Consider the following 17,346-nt stretch of genomic DNA (forward strand, 5'->3'; position numbering starts at 1 on the left):
AACAGCTGTGGGTTTTTAATAATTTGATTATTTCGTTTTTGGCTGAATTCGGTTGCCTATTTCCTTAAGCTCCCTGTCAAAGCTGGATATGGGTTTTCCCTGGGCGATTCCTTCAGCCACCTTTTTTATTCTGGTAACGGTGTCGGCATCGGAACTTATGCTGACAGTGTAATTGGGCTCAATATTCTTTACCCGGTCGAGTACTGTTTTTTCCACATCGGCTCTTTTTTCTCTCTCAATATTGGATTGCAAATTCAGCCCCAGGTAAATGTTTTTGCCCGATACAACGGCTGTGGCCCCCCGGACATCTTTTACCTTTTTGGCCTCCGCCGTTACCCTGTCTGCTACCTGACCGGCAGCATCCGTGGCGGGAGTGGTGGCCCTTGGGGTCGTGGGGGCTCCCGGTGCCGGTGTGGCCGGCTTCTTGGCTGCTGAACAGCCTCCAAAAATCAGAGAAGCTCCCAGCAAGACTGTTAAAGGTAAAAGTATTGCTGTTTTTAATTTTTTCAAATCTTACACCTCCTCCCTTGAAATATCCGTCATTATTATCTCTTTTCGTACAGGAATTATTCGGGAAAAAATAGTTATATATTAACGCTTCCTCCGCATAATTTAAAAACAAGGGAGGTATTTCCATTGCTGTTTTTAAATATTCGCAGGCGTGGCTTAATAATTGGTGTAATTTTAATTTTGTTGTTTGTTTCAGTTCCTACAGCCTATAAAATAATTGTGGCTCACGAAAGTAAATCTATCCCCAAGCCCGAAAAAACAAAGGAAGAACCGTCGCCATACGGGGAATTTTTACGCTGGGAAGAAGTGAACACTATTTTCCCCAAATACTCTAAAGCCACAGTTATAGATTTTGAAACGGGGCTTCAATTCCATGTTCAAAGAAGGGCGGGTAAATACCATGCCGACGTTCAACCGCTGGCGTCGGAGGATAGCTCCGTGATGAAAATGATATATGACGGCAGCTGGAGCTGGAAGCGCAAGGCTGTCATTGTTAAATTGGATAACGGGCGAAGAATAGCCGCCTCAATGAACGGAATGCCCCATGGCGCGGGGGCGATACGGGGAAACAATTTTAACGGGCATTTTTGCATCCATTTTAGGGATAGTAAAATTCATGCGTCCCGGGAAATAAACATGGATCATCAGATAATGATATGGAAGGCTGCCAACAAAGTGGACGAACAATTATTTTCCTTACCTCCCCGGAGTGTTGTAAACGTATTTTTTTCAGCCGTCGCCCAAAATGACGGTTATATTGCCGGGAAAGCAATTGACAATCAGTCGGAATATGCGGTTTCATTGCTGGACGGCATAAATGACATAAAATCTGCCAGGTTGTGTGGGATTAAGGATAAAAATCAGAATAGTTTTGATGTTGATGTCTGGTTGGTGTATGAAGGCTCAGATAAGGAATATAGAAAGAAATTTTCCATAAATATGATTAAAAAACAGAATTTAGGCTGGAAAATAGATCCCCGGACACTGCTCCCCCTGATAGAGAAAGATGTTTGGGTGGAATCCAGGCAATATGACGAATTTATGGAAGAAGACCCGGAGTTTGATGAACTATGATAAGTTTTATGTTATGCATATTTAACAAACAGGGGCAAATTGACGCCATTGGTTGTTGAGCCCCGGGAAGATTTTTGCTAGTATATAAAAAAACTGGCTATATCAGGGGGTGTATTTTTGGGGAGAGGTATAAAATGCTTGTTAATTGTAATATTGATACTTGCCTTTTTTGCGGTGCCTGCCGCAGCCAATGATCCGGACGATATTGTTTTAAAGGTTGAAAACCCGGACAGCACCATGCAATCCGGTGAGGGAAGCACTGTAAATACAATACTTTCAGCGCCGACAGTTACTTACGGGGACAGCAAAGAACTGGGCACGCTGAGGATTAGCGGCAAAGAAGGGGTTAGTGTGCCTGTTCAATCCGGTGCCAGGATCAGGGTAACTTTGCCGGTTGGCGTGTGCTACATGCGGACACCGGATCAGGAAAACTACAAAAATTATATTGAGTGGCCCGAAAATATTAACGGGCTTGAAAATCAAATCCGTGATGCCGGCGATAAACCGGGAATAAAGTTTGTGGCGGCAACACCCCGGTCCCTGACAATAGAGGTGAATAATGTTGACGTTTCAGGAAAGATAATGGTGATGGATTTTGTTTTTAATAAGGAAAATTTCAGCACCGTCAGGGTATCAAGATTAAACGGACTGTCGAAGATATACGCCAAAAACCCCGGCGGCTCCATCACGCGCCTGGAGTTTTTTGAGCTTTTGGCGGACATGACGCTGCCATTTGCCTCCTGTCCGCTGCAGCCGACATATTCAGACAATACTGTGGACAATATGTTTGTGGATGCGGATGCGCTGACCGCACAGGCAAGGGATAAAATTAAGCCATTAATAGACGCGGGAATAATTGCCGGCCACCAGGGAGGACTGTTAAAACCAGATGATTATATAACCAGGGCCCAGGCAATTCACCTGGTGGGAAAAATATTTCCTGCCGCGGATGCGGATACAAAAGCCGGTTTCAAGGATGCCTTGCCATGGTGGGCTGAAGGGATAAATAATGCCGTGGCATATGGTATTGTTTCCGCATACCCTGACGGCACCTTCAGGCCCGAACAGCCTATTACCCAATCGGAGATAGTGGATGTATTGCAGAAAACCCTGGAATTATACGGTGGATTACCCCGGGACAACTAAAAATAACTGACTGGTTTATTGTGATTAAGGGGATGGGTTTGCCTTTCAACCGGGGCAAACCTTTTTTATTTTAAACGCACTGAACGCGGTTTTATTAATTAAAAATTTTGTCTTTTATAAAAATTAAATATTAAGAAATATCAAAATTTATAATATAATTAAGAAAACATTCCGGTAAATGAGGCAAAGGTTATGAAATACAAAATTTGGTTAACAATTGGTTTGGCATTAATGAGCTTGCTTTTTCTGTGCCCGGCATCCTTTGCCCGGGAAACGGCAATGGAGGAGATAAGGTTTTTATTAAAAAATTATTATGTGACGGCGGTTTCAGAAGACATTCTTAATTCTCCAACCCCCGGGGAGTTGATCGACAGGCTGGGGGACCGCCATACCGGATATTTTACCGCCGATGAATATAGTCGGCTTATAAACTCCCAATATAATAAAAAAGTGGATTTGGGCATAAATATCGGGATTGTGCCGGAAGGAGCATTAGTATTGTCCGTTCTGAATGGCTCTCCCGGGGAGGAGGCCCATATAAAGCAGGGAGATATTATTGTCGAGGTCTCGGGCAGCACTTTAAAGGGGTTAGGAGAAGAAAAGGTGCGGTCATTATTATGCGGAGAAGAAGGAAGTGTAATTGAGTTCACTTTAAAAAGAAATAACGAAACCATTACTTCTTCAGTAACCTGTAAACCCATTGAAATTCCCACAGTGACAGGCGAGGTGCTGGACGGGCATATAGGATACATTGATATTAATTTTTTCGGCAGGGAATCACCGGATTTATTTGAAAGATTGGTTGAAAATTTACAGGACAAAAGGGTAGACAGCTGGATTATTGATTTGCGTGACAATCCCGGCGGTTATCTGACTTCCACCTTGAAGATAGCCGGATATTTTATAGGAGATAATTTAACTTTATTAACCGGTAAAAATGGTGTTTATACCGGGTATAGAGCTGAAAAGCAGGGTATTGTGATTAATCAGCCGGTTGTTTTTCTGATAAACAATAATAGTGCAAGTGGAGCGGAAATAATATCGGCTGCCGTAAAATATTACAAAAAAGCGGTATTGGTAGGCACTAATACCCATGGAAAAGGGACCGTTCAAAATATTTTTCATTTAAAAAGCGGTGGCTATCTAAAAATGACAATGTATGAGTTTTACACACCGGATGGTGCTGCCATAAACGGAATAGGCATAGCTCCCGACATTGAGGTTAATAACGGTGATTCAATGCTAACAGCGAAATCCCTGGTTAATAATTTAAAGGAATATCAATTTGCCTTGGGGGATTATAAATTGACCAGGTTATAGCAAATGCCAAATACCCATTGAACGGTTGGAATTCCCCGGTCCCCGGCAATCACCGGTGTTTTGTATTTATGCTGTTTAGCCCTTGGCAAATCTTTTTGCCAACTCAATTTGTATCTTGATTAATTCCCCAATAATGGATGGCTTTATATTGCAGCTGAGCGCAAGCTCAATTACTTTGTTCCATTCGGCCAGCCGCCCTTCTTTGTAATATATGTATTCCCGGTAGTGGTTTAGGGTGGGCGCATCCTTCTGGACCCTTACCACGTACCCCTGTATGTTGTCTTTGGGGTTGAGTTCAATATCCGGGTATTCCGGGTTGGCTGCTTTTAGGAGGGTCCGCCCGTTTTCGTTTATGTAGAATTTCAGGGTTGTTTCATTGCCTTCAATTAGTGCCACAACTATTTGCCCGTGCTGTGCGGTGTCCTGTTGCTTGCATATCACTATATCCCCGTCAGCGATACCGCAGCCGATCATGCTGTCCCCGGACACCCGGAGGGCAAAATCGGCCTTCCCTTCAATATCTTCCGGTATGCCCACATGCCCGATGATATTTTGCCCGGGTGGAAGGCCGGTTTTAATGGTATCAAGGAGAGGAATCCGGGGCTCTGTTTTAGTGCCCCTTGCGGGATTGATAAGGGCGCGCAGAATGGAAAGTCTTTGTTCGTTTGTAATGGGCTGTCCACCCACAGTTAGCTCGTTGATATTGCCTTCCAGCGCATCAAGAATATCTATTTGCCGGCTCACTTCCCTTTTCTTTGCTGTGGCGGGGTTAGTGTCGTTTATTCTACCTATAAGATAGTCAACAGTAACATTAAAATAGTCTGCAAGCTTGTTAATCGTATATGAATCCGGCATTCTAATGCCATTTTCCCACTGTGATACCGCAGATTTTCCAATATGTAAATACTTTCCAATATCTTCCTGGCGCAGGCCTTTTTCTTCTCTTAATTCCCGCAGACGTTTACCGAAATTCAAGAAAATCACCCCAATAGTGTTATGCTATCACAATTTGTGAACCGAAAAGTTTTAGTTCACAAATTTCAACATTCAGGGTGTAACGGCTTGACAGTTTAAGGGGTGTGAACTATAATCATGTTAACGATATGTGAACCAGAGATGGTGAACTTAATGGAAAAAGGCCTATTTATAATAAAGTTGTTGTTTAGTTTCATGCAGGTGCCAAACTTTTCTCCCGATAAGACTGTTGCGGGGGAAATTCACGCTGAGAGAACTATTTGTTTGCTAAAGATCAATTGTAAACTTGGGCAAGCAGACTAAAGGTCAACTGTTCGGGGATAGGGTGAAAGCGACATGCGCAAAGATACCTTGGAAGTCATGGGTATATGCATTAAGAACGTTTTTTCGGGGCCTAATGTTGTAAATAGAATTTTTTCTCACTGTGAAAACTATGTCACACTGGTCCCGCCGGAAAAGTTTTTTCGTATTGGCCAGGTATACAGGCGGTCATTCCGGGTGCGGTGCATTGTCAGGAAATATTGGGGCCACTGAAATGATAAATTGGAGGATTTGTTTTGAATCGCAAGGCTAAAGAAATTTACACCGAGCTGGAGCGGGAGAGGAAAAAGCTTTGCTCCATGCCCCTGGGCAGCGATTTGATGCTGAAGCAGAGCCGCCTGGTGGATGAGCTTATTAATGAATACTACCGGGCAGTGGCCGGGGGCAGGAGGATGGCCGGATGAAAGCAGCCGGCTGAGCGCTTTGCGGCCGCTTGCTAAAGAAGCGCTTTTTCGGAGGTGTGGCGGGAGGTGCCCACAGGGCAGGCGAATTCACATTTACGGCAGTGTTTAATGGGTTTCTCCCCTTGGCGTACTTCTTCTTTATCCAGGCCGGCCAGAGTCTTTAGATCAATATCTATTTCAAAGGACTCCACATCCTTATCCATTTGAGTCGTGCACCTTGCCCTGCTGAAATGACCGTCCCTGGCCGGAAGTTCGGTTATTCCCAGCTCACCGGGTGAATGGGTTGGATTATCGAAGGCTTTTTGTGGACAGGCCCGGCGGCAAAATTCTCCACAATCCCGGCAGGGGTCAAAATCAATCGGGCCGGTGGACGCCAGGCCCGTTTCAAGCAGCAGGGCGCGAAGACGTACTCTGGGTCCCAATTCCGGAGTTATCAGCATATTGTTTTTACCGATGCAACCCAGACCGCCTAATACCGCGGCATCCTTAAGGTATATTCCCCCCCTTTCCACGTAATAAGGCATTTTATGAGTCTTAATGCCTAATGTTTCTTCAATCCATTTGGAAAGTTCCCTGTTTATTCTGATCAGAATTTGATTCCCTGGTGTATTTCCGCTTGTGTAAAACCAATCCAGTCGCGGGTTGTTTTGGGGATGGGAAACAGCGATGACCAGTACGGACTTTGCTTCCGGGGGCCACTCCACGGGACTGAGTCTGTTGATACCCGCCACAGCGCAAACACCGTCTATTTTTGTGCCAAATTTCTTTAAAATTTCATGGGATGGTGATTTTTTCAGCTGCTCGATATTTGCAATGCCAGCCATCGCCACTCCCAGTTCTTTAGCCTTTTCAACTATCCGCGCGCCTTTATTCACCGTAGTGAAGCTCCTTCCGGTCCCGAATCGGCTCCTGCTTATTTTTATAAGCTCATTCTAATATTAAGTTATTTGAAGAACAGTATCAATAAGGGCCTGGGGGATGGGGAGGCATAACCGGAGGCCGGGGAGGGGAAAATGAAAAAACCGAAGGCGTTTGGTTATTTCGCCTCCGGTTTTTACTCTTCCTCAATTTCAATTTTCTCCAAACCGATACTCTCAAGAATTTCATCGATTAGTTCCTTAGTCAATATTCACCCCCCCTTTCGAAACGACTTCTTTATGTTACCACTTACCGTATTAGCTGTCAATATTTAACTTGTCCATTTTTAACTTGAGTCCGCCGGGGCATTACAGCGGCATAATATAGAATATCATCATAAAAAAATGTGTGATACTTCCGGCCATAATAAAGATGTGAAATATCTCATGAAACCCAAATCTATTGGGAATAAAATTAAAGCATTTGGTGGCATATATTATGGCGCCGACGGTATAGGCCACTCCGCCGGCAACCATAAGAACAATCCCGCCCACGGGTATGTTTCCAACCAGCTTAATAAAAGGCACCAGTGCTATCCAGCCCAGTGTAATGTAAAAAACGGTTGAGATGGTCCGGGGAGCGTTTAAGAAGAATATTTTAAGTATTATCCCGACAGCTGCCAGAGCCCACACGGACGAAAGCATCGACCATTTCCACGGCCCTTCCAGCCCGTAGTAAAACACAGGGGTATAGGAACCCGCGATAAGAATATAAATGGAGATGTGGTCGAATTTCCTAAGCGCCCGCTGTCTGCCCGGTGAAGTTTTAACCCAGTGATACAGGGAACTTGCCCCGTATAAGGTAATTAGACTTACGCCGTATACGGTCATGGTCAGGAGTTTGGAAGTATTATTTTTAGCCAGGATAACCAGAAAAAACAGGCCGACAATGGCGGCAATGAATGTAATGAAATGAGTCAGGGTATTAACCGGCTCCCTGATATTTAACAATTTCCTCAATATACTTCTCCTGCCTTTCTAAAACTTATAAGGTAAATATATATTAAAAATGAAAAAAATAAAAGTGCCTCTGGTGGTTTAAAAAGCTTCTTTGAGGCAATAAATAAAAAATGGCGCCTGTGCACCCGCCGGTTAATGTCTTTTTTACCACAGTCGCGGTTTGAGGCAGATAATAAAAAGGATTGAGAAAACTGAGAGAAGGCTCGCCGCTTTTTGAGAAGGAATTTCTGGTGCAAAAAAGGGCTGATGAGATTTTACGCCAGGGGTGGAAAAAGGAAACCTTTCTGACCTGGGAGTGGTGGCTGCTTGTGGCATTAACTATCTTTCCCTGGCTCATTTGGTGGAAGCTGGTGGATCGCAGAAGAATATTTGAAATATTAACCTATGGTATAATGATAATGATTATATCCGAATTTTTTGACGGCATTGGAGTGGAATTTGACTTATGGGAGTACCATCAAAGGCTCATCCCGCTTTTTGACATTTTGATAGTTTATGACTTTTCGGTTATTCCCGTGATATATATGCTGGTGTATCAATTTTTCAACACCTGGAAATCCTTTGCCGTGGCCAGTATTATAGTGGCGGGAATTTTCGCTTTTATTTCCGAACCGGCCCTGATGGCAATGGGTTTTTACGAAGTATTCAATTGGAGGCATGTTTATTCATTTCCCATTTATTTTTCCATGGCTATGTCAATGAGGTGGATAATGGGTTATTTAAAAAAAGTGGCTTTTACATAAAGAAACGGGAAAGTGAATTCCCGCGAACTAAAATGGTGGGTGTTTTTGGAAGGCGGTGGTCCATTGTCTGATTTTATCTATCTGGTAAGCAGAATAGCTATAATTATCAGCAAGAGCAATATTATTATAACTAATAAACAGTAAAGCGGCGCAAGACTGCCGATGGACGAGCCGAAGGTACTGGTTGCCATGGTAATACCTCCTTGATATGGTCCTTTAGTGCCAATATATGCAGGGGGTTTCTGAAACGGAACATGGCAATGCAGCCGACATGTTAAGGCCGGTAGACAGCCATTTTATAATATTTAAGCCGCCCCCACGGGAGGGTGGCCGTCTGCTTTAAAGCTCTTTTTTTCTCGCTTCGGGAAAGGTGTCTTTACTGGGATAGGGGCCGGGGCTGAGGTTTTTCGGCGGAGCGGTTTGAATTGACGGGTTGTGGACTTCGTACCTGTCCTTTTTTTTGTCCGGCATATTTTACACCTCCGGCGTTAGGTTAACCGTAAGCCGACATTAATATGCTTTATCCAAAAAGCGCCGCTTAAACTGACATATTGAATAGATTTATAGATAATACACATATTTTATAGTAATTCAGATGCCCGGCGTGTTTGGCGGGTAATGTTTTAAAAGGGAGACATTGATTATTGTTTGAGTGGTATATAAACAACCCCCTTGAACCATCGGATATTTTGGCCGGCCTGGTGGCTTTGATTGTGGGAGCAATGCTTTACCGGGCGTCAAATGCCGCGGCGGTTTCTTCCAGGGAGGCTGCCAGGGCCACTGCCCAAGCCGCGAAAATGACGGAAACATTATATCGCAACAATAGAGTTATAGAATTAAGGGAGCATTACATTTGTCTGTACAATGTTCTCAGGGGGTTATTGGATTTTCGTGCCTGGGTCGGGCTGTATAAAGAGGATCCGGCATTGGTGGCGGATTCCGGGAAGATAATAGAAAACCTGCCCAGAAATATTTCTCCGGAGCTGATGGGGGTGAGTGATTCCGCCATTGCCTCGCTTACCATTGCCAAATGCAACCAGTTCAGCGCAGATGCCCGGCGGATGGCGGAAGTCATGTCGAAGGAAGAAATTAAAAAAATCGCGGATTTATTGCTGCCGCAGATTGACAGGGTGGAGGAGTTAATTGAGGAGGCGCAGAAAAAAGTTGTAAATAAACTAAATCCGCCAAGGTAAAATTTGCTGTAAAAAGAGTGAGGAGCTGCCATTATTATAATGCCGGCAAAAAATATGGTTTATATGTTGTTGACAGCCGCCATTTTTTTGGACTCTCTATTATACGGGCTAATTGTTCCCATCGTACCCTATTATGCCCGTGAACTGCGCGCAGACCCCGGCCTGCTGGGAATTATATTTGCCATGTATTCCCTGGCCCTTCTGCTGGGCAGCTTCCCGGCCGGCTATGCCTGCGATCGCCTGGGGCGCCGTCCGGTTTTACTTGCAGGTCTTTTTATGCTTTTTGTCTCAACCTTATCCTTTGCCTGGGTGAACAACATGTGGCTGCTGGTATTGTCCAGATTTTTTCAGGGGATGGCCGGGGCGGCCATCTGGACCGCCGGCCTGGCTGCCGCGGCGGCGATGTTTCCCGGTGAAGAGAGGGGCGGGAGACTCGGGCTGATGTTGTCCTTTATTGGTCTGGGGACAATCCTGGGCCCCTTGTTCAGCGGATTTTTGCTCAGCATCTGGGGTTACAGGGCTCCTTTTTTCAGCACGGCGCTGCTCATCCTGCCGCCGGCCCTGGCGTTTTTATGGATCCGTCTTCCGGAGCCGGAGCAGCCGGGTGCCGGAGGGGACGCCGGGATATTCATGTTTTTTAAATCTCTGGGGGATCCGGCAATCTCACTGGTAATGCTGCTGATTGTGGCCGCCAGCTATGGTATCGGCATGCTGGAGCCGTTGCTGCCGCTTCGCCTTTCCCGGGATTTCGGCCTGGACAGCCGGGGCATAGGAATTATTTTCGGGGTGATGGGCCTGGCCTATTCCCTTATTCAGCCCGTCTGGGGATACCTTTCGGACCGGGCCGGCCACAGGCCGGTAATGCTGCTTGGCCTGGCGGCCGCCGCTTTTGTGGCCCCGGCGCTGGCCCTGGTGCCCGGACTGGTTTACATGTATGTGGCGGTATGCCTGTTCAGCTTTGCGGCAAGCGCCATGCTGACTCCATGCCTGCCGCTGCTGGCGGAATACTCGGAAAAGAGCGGCGGTGAAGCCTACGGCAAAAATTTCGGCCTGGTGAATGCCGCTTATTCCGTGGGGCTATTGGCAGGTCCGGCGGCGGGGGGAGTTATGGCCCAATATTTTTCATTCCTGGGCGCCATCGGCTTTTATTCCGTGCTGCTGATAATTATAGGGGCGGGTATGCTGCTGGCCCGGACCGGAGTCCGGGCGAAATAGTCAGTTAAAATGATAAAGCTCCGGAAAACCGGAGCTTTATTAATGGTGAGCCATCCGCGACTCGAACGCGGGACACCCTGATTAAAAGTCAGGTGCTCTACCAACTGAGCTAATGGCTCATTACTTATTATTTATTTGGCTGGGGCGGCTGGATTCGAACCAACGCATGCCGATTCCAAAGACCGGTGCCTTACCGCTTGGCGACGCCCCAGTATATATGGGGTGGATGATGGGATTTGAACCCACGACCCCCAGAGCCACAATCTGGTACTCTAACCATCTGAGCTACATCCACCATGTTTTCTTAAGGTGCTCCGGCCTCATGCCGCAGCTTCACCGTCGCCCGTAAGCAAAATTTATTTTAACAAAAGGAAGTGTAAAAGTCAAGCTGAATTTGTGCTGGAAATATATGCCCCGCCGGGGTGTTCAAAACCGCTCCGGCGATGATTATACCACAAAACATGTCGATAGTATAATCATATTAAACTGCAGCTATTCATGGCAGGGATAATTATTCAAATCGTCGAAATATACAGATAATTTTTGAAGGGGGGTAAAAACTTGAAATTGCTGGTGGTGGGCGGCAGCGCCGCAGGTATGTCGGCGGTACTGCAATACCACAGGTTGAAACCCTCGGACCGGATCACGGTGATATGCGATGAAGGGTCTTTCTATGCCCGCTGCCGGATACCGGAGGTGCTTGGGGGAGATGTGGCCGCCGGGGAAATTAGCTATCCGGCGGCGATGCCCGCGGATGGCCGGCTGGAGGTAATCCGGGGCCGGGCTGAAAGCATCGACCCAGTTAACCATTCGGTATTGCTGCAAGACGGCAGTCTGCTTTACTATGACAAACTTCTGGTGACCGCGGGCTCCTCCCCGGTTAAGCTGGGTGTGCGGGGAGAGGAGCTGAAAGGCGTATTTACCCTCCGTAGTCTGGGGGATGCCTTGTCCACGGCGGAGGCGGCCCGCAGCGCCCGCAGCGCGGTGGTGTGCGGCGGCGGGCTGGTGGGGTTAAAGGGTGCCCTGGCGATGAAAAAATGGGTTTCCGACGTTACAGTTTTGGTGGGCAGCCCCGGCCTGCTTTCCCGCCAGTTGGACGAAACAGGCTCCGCCATGCTGGAACGGGAGTTGAAGAGGATTGGTATTAAGGTTGTCTTTAATACCCTGGTTGAACGGTTCCTTCCTTCGGGCGACGGCGGGACACTGGCAGGAGTGCTTGATAAAAACGGCGGGGAAATGGAAGCCGGTGTCGCCATCGTAGGTAAGGGAGTTCGCCCCAATATCGACCTGGTGAGCAAAGCGGGCGGCGCCGCGGGCGCCGGGATAAAGGTGAGCAACCGGCTGCAGACCAGCCTGCCCGATGTATACGCCGCCGGGGACTGCATAGAGGTGACGGATTTACTAACCGGCCGGCCAACGCCTTCGGGGCTCTGGCCCCTGGCGGTGGAGCAGGGGAGATACGCCGCTTACAACATGGCGGGTGCATTAAGGCCTTACCCCAGACCAATTACCCGTATGAACTCGGCCCAATTCGGGGATTTGCCCATAATCTCCGCGGGTCTCCGGGACGGGGAAGAGGTATACGACAGATTAACCGGCCGGGGTAAAGCTTACCGCCGCCTGGTTTTTACCGGCGGAAGGCTGGTGGGAACGATTTTGCTGGGCGATGTGGAAAAAGCGGGAATTTATACCGGGCTTATGAGGAGCCGCCGGCCGGTGAAGGCCGCGCTGCGGCAAAGGTTATTGGAGGGCAGTGTTTGCGCTCATGATATTGGTTTAATGATATGAATCTACTGGTGAGGAGGAGGATAAATGAAATCCAGGGATAAGGCGGTTAATCAGATGATTAAAGCAGCCGGGGAAAGGGAAGTGGAAACGGTATGGGACCGCTACCAGACCCAGCAGCCCCAGTGCGGTTTCGGTGAATTGGGGGTGTGCTGCCGCAACTGCACCCAGGGTCCGTGCCGGATCAACCCTTACGGCGACGGCCCTGACCACGGGGTATGCGGGGCAAACGCCGATACCATTGTGGCCCGTAACCTGGTCAGGGCCATTGCCGCCGGCGCGGCGGCTCACTCCGGCCATGCCAGGCACCTGGCCCATGCCCTGAAGAAGGGCCTGGCAGGCAAGGCCCCGGCGTACGGGCTGAAGGACGAGGCCAAGCTCCGGGCGCTGGCCGCCAGGGTGGGACTGGACCCGGAACTTCCGGCGGAAGAATTGGTTAATAAATTTATGGACATGGCCCTGGAACAGTTTGCCGAGGGCGAGGGGCCTCTTAAATGGGCGCAATCATTCCTTACCGGGGGCTGTGGCGAAACCTTCGAAAGACTGGGCACAATGCCCACCGGCATAGATAATACCATCGTGGAAATGCTGCACAGGACCCATCTGGGGGTGGACGCCGATCCCGTGAACCTTTTGCTGGCCGGGGTCTCCTGCGCCATAGCCGACTATGCCGGCAGCCACCTGGCCACCGACCTGGCGGATATTATGTTCGGCACTCCGGGACCGGTGTTCAGCCAGGCCAATATGGGGGTTATGAAAGAAAAATCGGTGAATATAGCCCTGCACGGGCACAACCCGGTGCTGAGCGACATAATTGTGCAGGAGGCCCGGGAAATGGAAGAGGAGGCCCGGGGGGCGGGGGCGGAAGGCATCAACCTGATGGGCGTCTGCTGTACCGGTAATGAAATTCTGATGAGACACGGGGTTCCCGCCCTGACTCACTCCATTTCCCAGGAAATGCCCATGCTCACCGGCGCGCTGGACGCCATGGTGGTGGACTACCAGTGTGTGTATCCATCCCTGGCCGGGGTGGCGGAGTGCACCGGAACCAAGCTTATCACCACCATGGATATGGCCAAGATATCAGGAGCCGTTCACCTGGGTATGCATGAGGAAAACGCCGCTGAAAAGGCCCGGGAGATTATATCCGTTGCCATAGAGCAGTTCCGGGCGCGGCAGGGCAGGCCGGTGAATATTCCCTCGGTCAGCAGCAAGGTGGTGGCGGGCTTCTCCGTGGAGGCCATTGTACAGGCCCTTTCCAAACTGGATGCCGCGGATCCCCTCAAGCCTGTTATCGACAGCCTGGCGGCGGGCAGCCTGCAGGGGGTGGTGCTCCTGGCGGGCTGCAACAATGTGAAGGTTCCCCAGGACGACAGTTTCCTGGTGATTGCCAGGGAGCTGGCGGCCAGGGACGTGCTGCTGCTGGCCACCGGCTGCGGGGCGGGTGCTTATGCCAGGCATGGCTATCTCACCCCCGAGGCTACCCTGGAATACGCCGGGCCAGGTCTGAAAGCGGTTCTGACGGCCATAGGAGAGGCCAACGGGCTGGGCGGCCCCCTGCCCCTGGTGCTGCACATGGGTTCCTGTGTGGACAACAGCAGGGCGGTGGACCTGGCAGTGGCGGTTGCCGATAAGCTGGGTGTGGACCTTAACAAACTGCCCGTGGTGGCCAGCGCCCCTGAGTTCAAAACAGAAAAGGCCGTTTCCATAGGCACCTATGCCATGGCCATCGGACTGCCGGTTCATCTGGGCGTGGTGCCGCCGGTGCTGGGCAGCCGCCTGGTGACCTCCGTGCTTACGGAGGGGGTAAAGGATCTGTTTGGGGGCTATTTTATTGTGGAAACCGATCCCTATAAAGCAGCGGGAGCCATATTTGCGGCTATTCAGGAAAGACGATCCGGGCTGGGACTGCCTACCCGGGAATGGGAATAAGGAGGGGGGACATGACCAGGGAACTGCTGATCAATTACGAACGCTGCCTGGGCTGCCGCTCCTGCGAACTGGCCTGCGCCACGGCCCACAGCCTGGCGAAAAGCCTGTTCGGAGCGGTGCTGGGAGGGGAAGCCCCTTTGAAAAGGATATTTGTCAGCCAGTCTGGAAGCCGCAAAGTGCCCCTGAACTGCAGGCACTGCCAGGACGCGCCCTGCATAGACGCTTGCATAACCGGCGCCATGCATCGGAACTCCGACGGGATTGTCACCAACCAGGGAGGTGAGGCCCCCTGCACCGGCTGCTGGATGTGCGTGATGGTTTGCCCTTACGGTGTAATCAGGGCGGAGACAGGAAAAAGGGAGGCGGTCAAATGCGACCGTAATTGTACTGACCATACCGGTGTTCCGGCCTGCGTAAAAGCCTGCCCCACCGGGGCGCTGGCTTTTACCACCGTGGACAGTCATTCCGGGAAGAAAAGAAAGGAATTTTTGGAAAGAGCGTTGAAATAAATGAAAATGGGGCCGGTTGCCTAACGGAAAAGCAGCCGGCCCTTATTTTTACCGGGCCAATTATGACCATAATGAGAAAGGACGTCTGCAGCGCCTTTAATCAATGATGATGATCCCCGGACGGGGTAATCTCCCTGGGAGCCTTTGTAACGGTATCATAGTTCCTGACCTGATATAAAATTCCGCCGGCCACCAGTATGGCGGCTATGACGCTGAAATACGCCGCAATGGTAGTATCCATATAATATACCTCCTTTGTTATCCTAATAAAAGAATTCTCTTTAAGCCGGTAAAATCCTTCCCTCCAGGGCTTTTTAAAGAAAGGTTAATTCGCCCCGGTTTCCTTAAGCTGGTAACATTCATTGGATTGCAAAGACTTTTGGAAATGGATCTAATTTAACAATACAAAAGAAACGTCTAGCATAACGTATGACTGTACGGTATAATGTATATAATTATAACCTAAAGTGGAAATTGCAGGCGGGGTGGTTGGTTTTCATTAAAAATATTGTGCCGTTGCTGTAAATAAAAACAATAAAAGAATTTTAAATTTTAAATAGCGAGGGAGATTATTAATGAACACATTAAAGGCATGGCTAATGATGGGCGTTCTATCAATACTCCTGGTGCTGATGGGGAACGCCATAGGCGGACAGTCGGGGGCGATGATATTTTTCCTTATTGCCATGGTCATGAACTTTTTCGGTTATTTTTACAGTGATAAAATTGCCATAAAAATGACCCGTTCATATCCTGTATCGGAAGCCGAAGCGCCGGAGCTGTACGCTATTGTTAACAGATTATCCCAGCGGGCTGGAATCCCCATGCCAAAACTATACGTTACACCCTCAGATCAGCCCAACGCTTTTGCCACCGGGCGGAACCCGTCCCACGCGGCGGTGGCCGTAACCCAGGGGATAATGAGAATTTTAAACCGCTCCGAGGTGGAAGGTGTTCTGGCCCACGAATTAGCCCATATAAAAAACAGGGACATTCTGGTGGGCACCATAGCCGCGGCCCTGGCCGGGGCCATCACTATGATGGCCAACGCCTTACAGTGGGCGGCCATATTTGGAATGGGCAGGGGCGAAGATGATGAAGAGGGGGGCGGCATGTTCGGTGGGTTGATTATGGCCTTTATCGCGCCCATAGCGGCCATGATCATACAAATGGCCATATCGCGCTCCAGGGAATACATGGCCGATGCCACAGGAGCCCGTATTGCGGGAACAGCGGAGGGCCTTTCCAACGCTCTATTGAAGCTTGAGTCGGCGGCGCACCGCATTCCCATGCAGGTGAATCCCGCATCTTCACACATGTTTATTGTTAATCCTCTTTCCGGGGCGTCCTTAATGAAACTTTTCAGCACCCACCCGCCCATCGAGGACAGGGTTGCCAGGCTCCGGAGCATGAGACTGTAACACGGTATATCAGCCTGCCTTTTGAAGAGGCAGGCTTTTCCCGCCCTTTCCGCCTTTTTTAAGCTGTCCCGGGAGATACCGGCCGTGAGAGCCGGTTGACGGGAGCGGGCTGGACATGCGCCGGATGAGTCACAGCACTTTGTCTCAGGTGTTCTCAGCCGGAAAAAAGTAACCCCGGAAGTCCTTTCCCTCCGGGGGTTCCTGTACATGGGGCACTCTGCCATCCTCTTTTTGCGACAGCGAGAACCGTCCCCTGTCGCATTTCAGGGCCGGGTGGTTGAGGGGAATTCTTTTGCGTAAAGTTGATGATGCTTATAAAAAATAAAATATAAAAACCAGTCACAAATATAGGAATAATATATATTCCACCACAAATGGTGTTCCATTGCCTTAATTTTCAAAGCAACCAGCTCAATTAAAAGGGATGGTATTGTCCATATAAAAATATGCAGGAACATTGTTGAAAATGTTTTCTGTTTAGGAAGTGTTTGTAGAAAAAGATATGTAATAACAAAATAAATACCTAATTCATCTAAATACTCTACGAAAAAATGTTCCCATTTGTTTGCTGCGGTATATTCCCAAAGGGGGTAGGCTTCAACAAGAAAGTCGGTAAGAAAACCCAATATCATTGCAAAATAACAGGTTGGCAATTGGCCAAGAAAACGTTTCTTATCCGCAAACAAACCAAATATTATCCATGACAAAATAAAACTTGTTAGCATAAAAATCATATTTTATCCTTCTCCAAACATCTCCAACATTGCTATAATTGCAAAACTTAAAGACAACACCGCCTAATGATACTTATTTTGCTTTAATCCGGGCCAATATTTATTACACGATTATTAACGGCTCTATTTCATGTTTTGCCAATGCCGGGGGAAAGATTAACCGGAAGTACTGCCCGGATTATACAAG

General features: G+C 48.7%; 18 protein-coding genes and 3 tRNA genes. 11 read left to right on the top strand and 10 right to left on the bottom strand.

Annotation, left to right across the window (positions count from 1 at the left end; all coding sequences use genetic code 11):
• Positions 1-27: 27 nt before the first annotated feature.
• On the bottom strand, positions 28-510 hold the full coding sequence (locus tag DCCM_RS08270; RefSeq protein WP_104371943.1) for a YhcN/YlaJ family sporulation lipoprotein: 483 nt from the start codon (positions 508-510) through the stop codon (positions 28-30).
• Positions 511-636: 126 nt separating this feature from the next.
• Between DCCM_RS08270 and DCCM_RS08275 the strand changes: the two genes are divergently transcribed.
• The 3 genes from DCCM_RS08275 (at position 637) to DCCM_RS08285 (ending at position 4,050) form a co-directional block, all read left to right on the top strand.
• Positions 637-1,584, top strand: a complete 948-nt coding sequence (locus DCCM_RS08275; protein ID WP_104371944.1) for a hypothetical protein — start codon at positions 637-639, stop codon at positions 1,582-1,584.
• A 117-nt stretch (positions 1,585-1,701) separates the two neighbouring features.
• Positions 1,702-2,730 (top strand): S-layer homology domain-containing protein, encoded by a 1,029-nt coding sequence (locus tag DCCM_RS08280; RefSeq protein ID WP_104371945.1) that lies wholly within the window; start codon positions 1,702-1,704, stop codon positions 2,728-2,730.
• Between the two features lie 192 nt (positions 2,731-2,922).
• Entirely contained in the window at positions 2,923-4,050 is a 1,128-nt protein-coding gene (locus tag DCCM_RS08285; protein WP_104371946.1) for a S41 family peptidase, read from the top strand.
• A 75-nt stretch (positions 4,051-4,125) separates the two neighbouring features.
• Here DCCM_RS08285 and DCCM_RS08290 read toward each other — a convergent pair whose 3' ends face one another.
• Positions 4,126-5,025, bottom strand: coding sequence for a helix-turn-helix domain-containing protein (locus DCCM_RS08290; RefSeq protein WP_207655561.1), 900 nt, complete (start codon positions 5,023-5,025; stop codon positions 4,126-4,128).
• 557 nt (positions 5,026-5,582) lie between these two features.
• Here DCCM_RS08290 and DCCM_RS18535 point away from each other — a divergent pair.
• Positions 5,583-5,750, top strand: a complete 168-nt coding sequence (locus tag DCCM_RS18535) for a hypothetical protein (RefSeq protein WP_165792070.1) — start codon at positions 5,583-5,585, stop codon at positions 5,748-5,750.
• 32 nt (positions 5,751-5,782) lie between these two features.
• On the opposite strand, the gene DCCM_RS08305 is transcribed toward DCCM_RS18535, so the two are convergent.
• Together DCCM_RS08305 and trhA are read right to left on the bottom strand one after the other, a co-directional pair.
• Entirely contained in the window at positions 5,783-6,625 is an 843-nt protein-coding gene (locus DCCM_RS08305) for a Fe-S protein (RefSeq protein ID WP_104371949.1), read from the bottom strand.
• A 351-nt stretch (positions 6,626-6,976) separates the two neighbouring features.
• A complete protein-coding gene (trhA, locus tag DCCM_RS08310) occupies positions 6,977-7,627 on the bottom strand; it encodes a PAQR family membrane homeostasis protein TrhA (RefSeq protein WP_104371950.1) in 651 nt (216 codons plus the stop codon).
• 182 nt (positions 7,628-7,809) lie between these two features.
• On the opposite strand from trhA, the gene DCCM_RS08315 reads away from it, so the two are divergent.
• Entirely contained in the window at positions 7,810-8,370 is a 561-nt protein-coding gene (locus DCCM_RS08315) for a CBO0543 family protein (RefSeq protein WP_104371951.1), read from the top strand.
• Positions 8,371-8,709: 339 nt separating this feature from the next.
• On the opposite strand, the gene DCCM_RS19445 is transcribed toward DCCM_RS08315, so the two are convergent.
• Positions 8,710-8,841, bottom strand: a complete 132-nt coding sequence (locus DCCM_RS19445) for a hypothetical protein (RefSeq protein ID WP_269433743.1) — start codon at positions 8,839-8,841, stop codon at positions 8,710-8,712.
• Positions 8,842-9,014: 173 nt separating this feature from the next.
• Here DCCM_RS19445 and DCCM_RS08320 point away from each other — a divergent pair, with 173 nt between their 5' ends.
• Both DCCM_RS08320 and DCCM_RS08325 read left to right on the top strand, forming a co-directional pair.
• The gene (locus DCCM_RS08320) at positions 9,015-9,563 is read left to right on the top strand and encodes a hypothetical protein (protein ID WP_104371952.1); all 549 of its coding nucleotides are present in this window, start codon (positions 9,015-9,017) and stop codon (positions 9,561-9,563) included.
• Between the two features lie 39 nt (positions 9,564-9,602).
• The gene (locus tag DCCM_RS08325) at positions 9,603-10,778 is read left to right on the top strand and encodes an MFS transporter (protein ID WP_104371953.1); all 1,176 of its coding nucleotides are present in this window, start codon (positions 9,603-9,605) and stop codon (positions 10,776-10,778) included.
• Positions 10,779-10,821: 43 nt separating this feature from the next.
• Here DCCM_RS08325 and DCCM_RS08330 read toward each other — a convergent pair.
• From DCCM_RS08330 to DCCM_RS08340, 3 genes are all read right to left on the bottom strand, one after another.
• A tRNA-Lys gene (locus DCCM_RS08330) sits at positions 10,822-10,897 on the bottom strand.
• A 17-nt stretch (positions 10,898-10,914) separates the two neighbouring features.
• A tRNA-Gln gene (locus DCCM_RS08335) sits at positions 10,915-10,989 on the bottom strand.
• A 7-nt stretch (positions 10,990-10,996) separates the two neighbouring features.
• A tRNA-His gene (locus DCCM_RS08340) sits at positions 10,997-11,073 on the bottom strand.
• A 266-nt stretch (positions 11,074-11,339) separates the two neighbouring features.
• Between DCCM_RS08340 and DCCM_RS08345 the strand changes: the two genes are divergently transcribed.
• Genes DCCM_RS08345 through DCCM_RS08355 form a run of 3 tightly spaced genes read left to right on the top strand, consistent with a single transcriptional unit; the run spans position 11,340 to position 15,004 of the window.
• Positions 11,340-12,566 carry an NAD(P)/FAD-dependent oxidoreductase gene (locus DCCM_RS08345; RefSeq protein ID WP_104371954.1) on the top strand — a complete coding sequence of 409 codons (1,227 nt, stop codon included), beginning with the start codon at positions 11,340-11,342 and terminating at the stop codon, positions 12,564-12,566.
• A 24-nt stretch (positions 12,567-12,590) separates the two neighbouring features.
• Positions 12,591-14,495: an anaerobic carbon-monoxide dehydrogenase catalytic subunit gene (cooS, locus tag DCCM_RS08350; protein WP_104371955.1), complete on the top strand. Its 1,905-nt coding sequence runs from the start codon at positions 12,591-12,593 to the stop codon at positions 14,493-14,495.
• A gap of 11 nt (positions 14,496-14,506) precedes the next feature.
• Positions 14,507-15,004, top strand: a complete 498-nt coding sequence (locus DCCM_RS08355; RefSeq protein ID WP_104371956.1) for a 4Fe-4S dicluster domain-containing protein — start codon at positions 14,507-14,509, stop codon at positions 15,002-15,004.
• Positions 15,005-15,104: 100 nt separating this feature from the next.
• Here the strand turns inward: DCCM_RS08355 and DCCM_RS18540 are convergent, their stop codons facing one another.
• Positions 15,105-15,245 (bottom strand): hypothetical protein, encoded by a 141-nt coding sequence (locus DCCM_RS18540; RefSeq protein ID WP_165792071.1) that lies wholly within the window; start codon positions 15,243-15,245, stop codon positions 15,105-15,107.
• Positions 15,246-15,579: 334 nt separating this feature from the next.
• Here DCCM_RS18540 and DCCM_RS08360 point away from each other — a divergent pair, with 334 nt between their 5' ends.
• Positions 15,580-16,425, top strand: a complete 846-nt coding sequence (locus DCCM_RS08360; protein WP_104371957.1) for a zinc metalloprotease HtpX — start codon at positions 15,580-15,582, stop codon at positions 16,423-16,425.
• Positions 16,426-16,688: 263 nt separating this feature from the next.
• Here the strand turns inward: DCCM_RS08360 and DCCM_RS08365 are convergent, their stop codons facing one another.
• Complete coding sequence (locus DCCM_RS08365) at positions 16,689-17,159, bottom strand: CBO0543 family protein (protein WP_104371958.1); 471 nt, start codon at positions 17,157-17,159, stop codon at positions 16,689-16,691.
• Positions 17,160-17,346 lie beyond the last annotated feature (187 nt).

The sequence above is a fragment of the Desulfocucumis palustris genome (genome assembly GCF_002933875.1).
Lineage (GTDB): Bacteria > Bacillota > Desulfotomaculia > Desulfotomaculales > Desulfocucumaceae > Desulfocucumis > Desulfocucumis palustris.